This window comes from Herbaspirillum chlorophenolicum (assembly GCF_001189955.1).
GTDB lineage: Bacteria > Pseudomonadota > Gammaproteobacteria > Burkholderiales > Burkholderiaceae_D > Herbaspirillum > Herbaspirillum chlorophenolicum.
Genome location: NZ_LFLT01000043.1, coordinates 23,722 through 32,085 on the forward strand (window position 1 = coordinate 23,722; position 8,364 = coordinate 32,085).

Here is an 8,364-nt window from a genome sequence, read left to right on the forward strand (position 1 = left end):
ACCCCTATTACTTCTTCTTGGTTTCTTTGAGAGTCACCACTTCGTCAGCGTAGCGAACACCCTTGCCCTTATAGGGCTCAGGTTCGCGGTACGCGCGAATTTCTGCGGCGACCTGGCCAACCACTTGACGATCGATACCCTTGATCAGGATTTCGGTCTGGGTCGGGGTCTCAACCTTGATACCTGCTGGCATCTGGTGAACGATGGGGTGCGAGAAGCCCAGCGACAGGTTCAGCTTGTCGCCTTGTGCTTGAGCACGGAAACCCACGCCAACCAGGTTCAGCTTCTTTTCGAAGCCCTTGGTGACGCCGTTGACCATGTTGTTGACCAGAGCACGCAGGGTGCCCGACATCGCATTCGCTTCACGGCTGTCATCAGCCACTTCGAAACTCAGCGAGCCATTGTTGTTTGCCACCTTGACCTTGTTGGTCAGCGGCTGCGTCAACGAGCCCAGCGGGCCCTTGACGGTGATATGCGCTGCAGTGATGGTCGCTTCCGCGCCACTCGGCAGTGCAACAGGCATTTTACCTACACGAGACATCTTGCACTCCTTAGGCCACGTAGCAAATCACTTCGCCACCGACACCGGTTGCGCGTGCTTTGCGGTCAGTCATCACGCCGCGCGGGGTGGACACAATCGCCACGCCCAAGCCGTTCATGACGTTCGGGATATCATCCTTGCCCTTGTAGATGCGCAGACCCGGACGGGACACGCGCTCCAGGCGCTCGATGACCGGACGGCCAGCGTAATACTTCAAACCGATTTTCAATTCAGCCTTGCCTTCAGCGGCAACAACGGCGAAATCTTCGATATAACCCTCGTCCTTCAGGACGTTGGCAATGGCGATCTTCACTTTGGAAGACGGCATGACGACGGTAGTCTTGTTCACACCTTGCGCATTGCGGATACGGGTCAGCATATCGGCGATAGGATCGCTCATACTCATTGCTTCTTCTCCTATTACCAGCTAGCTTTGGTCAAACCCGGGATTTCGCCGCGCATGGCGATTTCACGGACCTTGATACGGCCCAATCCGAACTTGCGGAAAGTACCACGGGGACGGCCTGTCAGTGCGCAACGATTGCGCTGACGAGTCGGAGCCGAATTACGCGGCAACGCCTGCAGCTTCAGGCGAGCTTCGTAACGCTCTTCTTCCGACTTCGATTGGTCGTCGATAACGGCCTTCAACTCGGCGCGCTTGGCAGCATACTTCTTCACCAGTGCAGCGCGCTTTTGTTCACGGTTAATCAGTGCCAGTTTTGCCATGGCATCCTCAGTTTCTGAACGGGAATTTAAATGCGGCGAGGAGCGCTTTCGCTTCGTCGTCGGTCTTTGCAGTCGTGGTGATACTGATATTCATACCACGCAGCGCATCGATCTTGTCGTACTCGATTTCGGGGAAAATGATCTGCTCTTTCACACCGATGTTGTAGTTGCCACGACCGTCGAACGCACGACCCGACACGCCACGGAAGTCACGCACGCGCGGCAGGGCCACGGTAACCAGACGATCCAGGAATTCGTACATGCGCGCGCCACGCAGGGTCACCATACAACCGATCGGGTAACCTTCGCGGATCTTGAAACCCGCAATCGCTTTACGCGCCTTGGTTACCACCGGCTTCTGGCCGGCGATCTTGGTCAGATCGCCCACTGCGTGCTCGATGATTTTCTTGTCCGCAACCGCTTCCGACAGACCCATGTTCAGGGTGATCTTCAGGATGCGCGGAACTTCCATTACCGACTTGTACGAATACTTCGTAGTCAGGTCAGCAACGACTTTATCTTTATAGAACTGTTGAAGACGTGCCATGATGATTAAACCTTAACGACTTCGCCGCTCGACTTGTAGGCGCGGACTTTCTTGCCGTCCACTTCCTTGTAAGCCACACGATCTGCCTTGCCGCTAGCTGCGTTGAACAACGCAACGTTGGACACATGAATTGGCATCAGCTTATCGACGATGCCGCCAGTTGCACCAGTCATCGGGTTCGGGCGAGTTGCCTTCTTAGCGACGTTGACGCCTTCCACAATGACGTAATCGGCGCTGACGCGAGCAGCCACGACACCGCGCTTGCCCTTGTCTTTGCCGGTCAACACGATGACTTCATCGTTTTTACGAATCTTTGTCATGACCACTCCTTACAGAACTTCAGGCGCCAGGGAGACGATCTTCATGAAGCGCTCTGTACGCAGCTCACGAGTCACCGGCCCAAAGATACGGGTGCCGATCGGCTCAAGCTTAGCGTTCAGCAGGACAGCTGCATTACCATCGAACTTGACCAGAGAACCATCCTGACGGCGAACACCCTTTGCAGTGCGCACGACGACAGCGTTATAAATTTCACCTTTTTTGACGCGACCACGCGGAGCTGCGCTCTTAACAGTAACCTTGATCACGTCGCCAATGCCCGCATAGCGGCGCTTGGAACCACCCAAGACCTTGATGCACAGGACTTCGCGCGCACCAGTGTTGTCGGCCACTTCGAGCCGGCTTTCAGTTTGAATCATGATATTTTCTTTCCCAACTTAATCCGCTTTGCACGATGCTGAAGCGGTCAGTCTTGGTCCTGTTAGCAAGCGAACTCGCTAGTTAGGGGACGAATTTAGCTACTTTTTTGGCTCTTCTTGCATGCAATGCACAACAAGAGGAGAGCTCGATATTATGGCAGCATAATATCGAGCGCGCAAGGACTACTTAGTACTACTTATACGATTTGTGCTTCTTGTACAACGCGTGTCACAGTCCAGGCTTTGGTCTTGGAGACCGGACGGCCTTCCTGGATTTCGACAGTGTCGCCGGCCTTGACCGTGTTCGACTCGTCATGTGCGTGGTACTTCTTGGTACGCACGATGATCTTGCCGTACAGCGGGTGCTTGACGTGACGCTCGATCAGGACGGTAACAGTCTTGTCCATCTTGTCGGACACAACTTTGCCAATCAGCGTGCGCTTGAGCGCTTGTTTCACTTGATCGTTCATTGTTGACCATCCTTCGAGTTGATCACAGTTTTCACACGCGCGATGTCGCGACGTACTTTCTTCAGCTGTGCGGTATTGTTCAGTTGCTGGGTTGCAATTTGCATACGCAGACCGAACTGGGCCTTCAACAACTCGCCCAGTTCTTTTTCCAGCGATGCCTTGTCCTTACCGCGGAGTTCAGATGCTTTCATGTTCCGCTCCTAATTATTGACCGACTTGACGAACAACGAATGTCGTCGACAGCGGCAATTTGGCAGCAGCCAAACGGAACGCCTCGCGCGCCAGAGTTTCGTCAACACCGTCCATCTCGTACAGTACCTTACCTGGCTGGATTTCAGCCACGTAGTACTCCGGGTTACCCTTACCGTTACCCATACGCACTTCAGCAGGCTTCTGGGAAATCGGCTTGTCCGGGAACACGCGGATCCAGATACGGCCACCACGCTTGATGTGACGGGTCATCGCGCGACGTGCAGCTTCGATCTGACGGGCGGTCAAACGGCCACGGCCGACTGCCTTCAGACCAAAGTCGCCGAACGACACAGCAGTTCCGCGGGTATGCGAAATGCCGGTATTACGACCCTTTTGTTCTTTACGATATTTTCTACGTGCTGGTTGCAGCATGATTATTCTCCTGCTTTCTCAGCCGACACACCGGCATCGGCAGCTTGAGGACGTCCACCACGCTTCGCGCCGGCGCCAGGAGCACCAGTCTTCGAACGGGGACGAGCACCTGGCTTACCGTCGTCACGACGCGGGCCACGACGCTTCTTGTCGTCTTCCAGTTCGCCGACCAGCACCGGAGCTTCGCCGTTTGCCAGGCGATCGCCCTTGTAGACCCACACCTTGACGCCGATGATGCCGTAGGTGGTTTCAGCTTCGCCAAAACCGTAGTCGATATCAGCACGCAGGGTGTGCAGAGGCACACGGCCTTCGCGATACCATTCGGTACGGGCGATTTCGATACCGTTCAGACGGCCCGACGACATGATCTTGATGCCTTGTGCACCCAGACGCATGGCGTTCTGCATCGCACGCTTCATGGCGCGGCGGAACATGATGCGCTTTTCCAGCTGCTGGCAGATCGAATCGGCGATCAGTTGAGCATCGGCTTCCGGCTTGCGGATTTCTTCGATGTTGACGTGCACGGGCACGCCCATCAGCTTGGCCAGTGCGGTCTTCAGCACTTCGATGTCCTCGCCCTTCTTGCCGATCACAACGCCCGGACGGGAGCTGTAAATGGTGATGCGGGCGTTCTTCGCCGGACGCTCGATGACGACGCGGCCAACCGAAGCGTTCTTCAGTTTCTTCTTCAGGTAAGCACGGACCTTCAGGTCCTCGTTGAGCATGTCGGCAAAATTGTTATTGCCTGCATACCAGCGCGAGCCCCAGTTACGTGTAACCGCCAGACGGAAACCGGTTGGATGAATCTTCTGTCCCATCGTGACTCCTTAGTTTCCGACGGTCACGTAGATGTGACACGATTGCTTGGAAATACGATCACCACGGCCCTTTGCACGCGCTGTGAAGCGCTTGAGGACCGCACCCTTTTCCACATAAATGGTCTTGACCTTCAGCTCGTCAATGTCAGCGCCATCATTGTGTTCGGCGTTCGCGATTGCGGACTCCAGAACCTTCTTGATGATCGCCGCGCCCTTTTTGGGGCTGAAAGCCAAGATATTCAGTGCCTGATCAACTTGTTTACCGCGGATCAGGTCTGCAACCAGACGGCCCTTCTGGGCCGACAGGTGCACACCGCGCAGAGTAGCTTTAGTTTCCATCATAGGACCTTATTTCTTAGCCTTCTTATCGGCAGCGTGACCCTTGAACGTACGGGTCAGCGCGAATTCGCCGAGCTTGTGACCAACCATGTTTTCCGACACATAGACCGGCACGTGCTGCTTGCCGTTATGCACCGCGATCGTCAGACCGATGAAGTCCGGCATGATTGTCGAACGACGCGACCAGGTCTTGATCGGCTTCTTGTCCTTGGTTGCCTGAGCAGCCTCAACCTTTTTCACCAGGTGGGCGTCGCAGAAAGGACCTTTTTTCAATGAACGTGTCATGTTTTATCCCTTATTTCTTACCGCGACGCGAGACAATCATCGAAGTCGTACGCTTGTTGCTACGAGTCTTCTTGCCCTTGGTCTGCTGGCCCCACGGCGAAACCGGGTGACGGCCAGCCGCAGTCTTACCTTCACCACCACCGTGCGGGTGATCGACCGGGTTCATGACCACGCCACGAACGGTTGGGCGGATACCGCGCCAACGTGTCGCACCGGCCTTACCGATCTTGCGCAGGTTGTGCTCGCCGTTACCGACTTCACCGACGGTGGCGCGGCATTCGATGTGAACGCGGCGCACTTCACCGGAGCGCAGGCGAACCTGAGCGTAGGTGCCTTCACGTGCCATCAGCACCACGGCAGCGCCGGCGGTACGAGCGATTTGGGCGCCCTTGCCTGGCAGCATTTCCACGCAGTGGATGGTGGTGCCGACCGGAATGTTGCGGATCGGCAGGGTGTTGCCCGACTTGATCGGCGCTTCTGCACCGCTGATCAGCGAGTCACCCACGGTCAGACCCTTGGGAGCGATGATGTACTTGCGCTCACCGTCCGCGTAGCACAGCAGTGCAATGTGCGCGGTACGGTTCGGGTCGTATTCGATACGCTCGACCTTGGCAGGAATACCGTCCTTGTTGCGACGGAAGTCGACAACGCGGTAGTGCTGCTTGTGGCCACCGCCGATGTGGCGGGTGGTGATGTGACCGTTGTTGTTGCGGCCAGCGGTCTTCGACTTCTTTTCGACCAGCGATGCCAGCGGACGGCCCTTATACAGGTCGGGATTAACGACCTTGACCATACCGCGCCGGCCGGGCGAGGTCGGCTTAACTTTTACGAGTGCCATTATTTAGCCTCCTCGGTGAAGTTGATCTCTTGACCCGGCTTCAGGCTGACGAATGCGCGACGGGTGTGGTTGCGACGGCCCATGGTCTTACCCGAGCGCTTTTGCTTGCCCTGACGGTTTGCCACTTGCACGGACTCAACTTCCACCTTGAACAGCAGTTCAACAGCAGCCTTGACTTCCAGCTTGGTTGCGTCCTTGGCGACCAGGAAAACGACTTGCTCGTTCTTCTCGGCCACGAAGGTTGCCTTTTCAGAGATGACCGGCGCCAGCAGCACCTTCATCAGGCGCTCTTCGCTATGTTTCACGATTGCGTTCATGCCAGCAACTCCTCAATCTTTGCCAGAGCCGACTTGGTGATCAAGATATTCTTGAAGTACACCAGCGACACGGGATCAGCTTGACGCGGCTCAACGACCAGCACGCCCGGCAGATTGCGGGATGCCAGCAGCAGGTTCTCGTCCAGGCTGTCGGTGATCACGAGCACCGAATCCAGGCCCATGCCCTTCAGCTTCTGGGACAACAGCTTTGTCTTCGGCGCTTCGACGGCGAAATTCTCAACGACCGACAGGCGGCCTTCGCGTGCCAACTGGGACAGGATCGAGCAGACACCTGCGCGATACATCTTCTTGTTGACTTTGTGCGTGAAGTTTTCGTCGGGCGAGTTCGGGAAGATACGACCACCACCGCGCCACAGCGGCGACGAGGACATACCGGCACGTGCGCGGCCGGTACCCTTTTGGCGCCAAGGCTTCTTGGTGGTGTGACTGACTTCTTCACGATCCTTTTGCTTGCGGTTGCCGCTGCGAGCATTTGCTTGATAGGCAACCACGACCTGGTGGATCAGGGCTTCGTTGTAGTCACGACCGAAAATGGTATCCGGTGCGGCGACGTTCGAAGCAGCTTGACCTTGGTCATTCAGGAGCTTCAGTTCCATTGATTAGGCCCCCTTCTTCGCTTTGACTTTGACTGCCGGAGAAACAATCACTTGACCGTTCTTGGCACCAGGGACAGCACCCTTGACCAGCAGCAACTGGCGCTCAGCGTCAACGCGAGCGATTTCCAGGTTTTGCACGGTAGTGGTGACGTCACCCATGTGACCAGTCATGCGCTTGCCAGGGAACACGCGGCCCGGATCCTGCGCCATACCGATGGAGCCAGGAACATTGTGCGAGCGCGAGTTACCGTGGGAGGCACGACCCGATGCGAAGTTGTAACGCTTGATGGTACCGGCGTAGCCCTTACCGATCGAGACGCCTTGGACGTCCACTTTCTGACCGGCTTCGAACAGACCGTCGATGCCAACCACTTCGCCTGCCTTCAATTCGGCAGCCTTAGCGGCGTCAACTCGGAATTCTTTGAGAACGGTACCGGCCTCAACGCCAGCTTTGGCGTAGTGACCAGCAGCGGCTTTGGTCACGCGGGAAGCGCGACGTTGACCGAAGGTCACCTGAACAGCGGAATAACCATCCACTTCAGGCGTTTTGATTTGTGTCACGCGGTTGTTGGACACGTCCAGCACGGTCACAGGGATCGAATCCCCATCTTCCGTGAAGATGCGCATCATACCAACCTTGCGACCAACAAGGCCCAGGCTCATTGTTTTCTCCATTCCCGCCTGCGATTGGGCGGGGCTGATGTTCGTACTACCAATAATTGCGGACTTGCAGACGCAAAATCCACATCGAAGCCGAGCATTATAGCCCGAAAAAAAACAGCGCACAACCTCAAGTTGTGCGCTTTCCCAACAGTTCCTGCGTTATTTCAGCGTTTATTGCAGCTTGATTTCTACATCAACGCCAGCAGGCAGATCCAGCTTCATCAATGCGTCAACCGTCTTGTCGGTCGGATCGACGATATCCATCAGGCGTTGATGGGTACGGATTTCGAACTGATCGCGCGAAGTCTTGTTGACGTGCGGCGAACGCAGGACGTCAAAACGCTGGATGCGGGTCGGCAGAGGAACCGGGCCCTTGACGACAGCGCCGGTACGCTTGGCGGTGTCGACGATTTCCAGTGCGGACTGGTCGATCAGACGATAGTCGAATGCTTTCAGACGGATACGGATTTTTTGGCTAGGAACCGACATGATTTTCCTTTAAAGAACGAACCGGGGATGGGATCATCCCCGGCGATGGTGAAAATTGCTACAGGTATTGCGATCCGACAATTAGTCGATGATCTTGGCGACGACGCCGGCGCCGACGGTACGACCGCCTTCACGGATAGCGAAACGCAGACCTTCTTCCATGGCGATCGGGTTGATCAGTTGCACGGTGATCGACACGTTGTCGCCAGGCATGACCATTTCCTTGTCCTTCGGCAGCTCGATCGCGCCAGTCACGTCCGTGGTACGGAAGTAGAACTGCGGACGGTAGTTGTTGAAGAACGGGGTGTGACGGCCGCCTTCGTCCTTCGACAGAACATAGATCTCGCCGGTGAAGTGCTTGTGCGGCTTGATCGAACCCGGCTTGGCCAGAA

Annotated in this window: 18 protein-coding genes; all 18 read right to left on the minus strand. The window is 56.1% G+C overall.

Features of this window, described 5'->3' with window-relative positions; all coding sequences use genetic code 11:
- Nucleotides 1-7: 7 nt before the first annotated feature.
- The gene (gene rplF, locus AKL28_RS19625; protein ID WP_050469937.1) at nucleotides 8-541 is read right to left on the minus strand and encodes a 50S ribosomal protein L6; all 534 of its coding nucleotides are present in this window, start codon (nucleotides 539-541) and stop codon (nucleotides 8-10) included.
- Nucleotides 542-551: 10 nt separating this feature from the next.
- Nucleotides 552-947 (minus strand): 30S ribosomal protein S8, encoded by a 396-nt coding sequence (gene rpsH / locus AKL28_RS19630; RefSeq protein WP_050469940.1) that lies wholly within the window; start codon nucleotides 945-947, stop codon nucleotides 552-554.
- Nucleotides 948-961: 14 nt separating this feature from the next.
- Nucleotides 962-1,267, minus strand: a complete 306-nt coding sequence (rpsN, locus tag AKL28_RS19635) for a 30S ribosomal protein S14 (protein ID WP_050469942.1) — start codon at nucleotides 1,265-1,267, stop codon at nucleotides 962-964.
- Nucleotides 1,268-1,274: 7 nt separating this feature from the next.
- Complete coding sequence (gene rplE, locus AKL28_RS19640) at nucleotides 1,275-1,814, minus strand: 50S ribosomal protein L5 (RefSeq protein WP_050469944.1); 540 nt, start codon at nucleotides 1,812-1,814, stop codon at nucleotides 1,275-1,277.
- 5 nt (nucleotides 1,815-1,819) lie between these two features.
- Nucleotides 1,820-2,134: a 50S ribosomal protein L24 gene (rplX, locus tag AKL28_RS19645; protein ID WP_050469945.1), complete on the minus strand. Its 315-nt coding sequence runs from the start codon at nucleotides 2,132-2,134 to the stop codon at nucleotides 1,820-1,822.
- A gap of 9 nt (nucleotides 2,135-2,143) precedes the next feature.
- Nucleotides 2,144-2,512, minus strand: a complete 369-nt coding sequence (gene rplN, locus AKL28_RS19650) for a 50S ribosomal protein L14 (RefSeq protein ID WP_006464924.1) — start codon at nucleotides 2,510-2,512, stop codon at nucleotides 2,144-2,146.
- A 197-nt stretch (nucleotides 2,513-2,709) separates the two neighbouring features.
- A complete protein-coding gene (gene rpsQ / locus AKL28_RS19655; RefSeq protein ID WP_050469948.1) occupies nucleotides 2,710-2,982 on the minus strand; it encodes a 30S ribosomal protein S17 in 273 nt (90 codons plus the stop codon).
- A complete protein-coding gene (gene rpmC, locus AKL28_RS19660; RefSeq protein WP_050469950.1) occupies nucleotides 2,979-3,173 on the minus strand; it encodes a 50S ribosomal protein L29 in 195 nt (64 codons plus the stop codon). The genes rpsQ and rpmC overlap by 4 nt, the downstream gene beginning before the upstream one ends.
- 13 nt (nucleotides 3,174-3,186) lie before the next feature.
- Nucleotides 3,187-3,606 carry a 50S ribosomal protein L16 gene (rplP, locus tag AKL28_RS19665; protein ID WP_050469952.1) on the minus strand — a complete coding sequence of 140 codons (420 nt, stop codon included), beginning with the start codon at nucleotides 3,604-3,606 and terminating at the stop codon, nucleotides 3,187-3,189.
- Nucleotides 3,607-3,608: 2 nt separating this feature from the next.
- Complete coding sequence (rpsC, locus tag AKL28_RS19670; RefSeq protein WP_050469953.1) at nucleotides 3,609-4,424, minus strand: 30S ribosomal protein S3; 816 nt, start codon at nucleotides 4,422-4,424, stop codon at nucleotides 3,609-3,611.
- 9 nt (nucleotides 4,425-4,433) lie between these two features.
- Nucleotides 4,434-4,766: a 50S ribosomal protein L22 gene (gene rplV / locus AKL28_RS19675; RefSeq protein WP_174525383.1), complete on the minus strand. Its 333-nt coding sequence runs from the start codon at nucleotides 4,764-4,766 to the stop codon at nucleotides 4,434-4,436.
- Nucleotides 4,767-4,772: 6 nt separating this feature from the next.
- Nucleotides 4,773-5,048 carry a 30S ribosomal protein S19 gene (rpsS, locus tag AKL28_RS19680; protein WP_007875308.1) on the minus strand — a complete coding sequence of 92 codons (276 nt, stop codon included), beginning with the start codon at nucleotides 5,046-5,048 and terminating at the stop codon, nucleotides 4,773-4,775.
- 10 nt (nucleotides 5,049-5,058) lie between these two features.
- Complete coding sequence (rplB, locus tag AKL28_RS19685) at nucleotides 5,059-5,886, minus strand: 50S ribosomal protein L2 (protein WP_050469955.1); 828 nt, start codon at nucleotides 5,884-5,886, stop codon at nucleotides 5,059-5,061.
- Complete coding sequence (gene rplW / locus AKL28_RS19690) at nucleotides 5,886-6,203, minus strand: 50S ribosomal protein L23 (protein ID WP_050469957.1); 318 nt, start codon at nucleotides 6,201-6,203, stop codon at nucleotides 5,886-5,888. Before rplW ends, rplB begins: the two co-directional genes overlap by 1 nt.
- Complete coding sequence (rplD, locus tag AKL28_RS19695; protein ID WP_050469959.1) at nucleotides 6,200-6,820, minus strand: 50S ribosomal protein L4; 621 nt, start codon at nucleotides 6,818-6,820, stop codon at nucleotides 6,200-6,202. Before rplD ends, rplW begins: the two co-directional genes overlap by 4 nt.
- A 3-nt stretch (nucleotides 6,821-6,823) precedes the next feature.
- Nucleotides 6,824-7,495, minus strand: coding sequence for a 50S ribosomal protein L3 (rplC, locus tag AKL28_RS19700; protein WP_174525384.1), 672 nt, complete (start codon nucleotides 7,493-7,495; stop codon nucleotides 6,824-6,826).
- 159 nt (nucleotides 7,496-7,654) lie between these two features.
- Nucleotides 7,655-7,972, minus strand: a complete 318-nt coding sequence (rpsJ, locus tag AKL28_RS19705; protein ID WP_006464935.1) for a 30S ribosomal protein S10 — start codon at nucleotides 7,970-7,972, stop codon at nucleotides 7,655-7,657.
- Nucleotides 7,973-8,053: 81 nt separating this feature from the next.
- On the minus strand, nucleotides 8,054-8,364 hold a 311-nt coding region (locus AKL28_RS19710; protein ID WP_462491134.1), incomplete at its 5' end, for an EF-Tu C-terminal domain-related protein.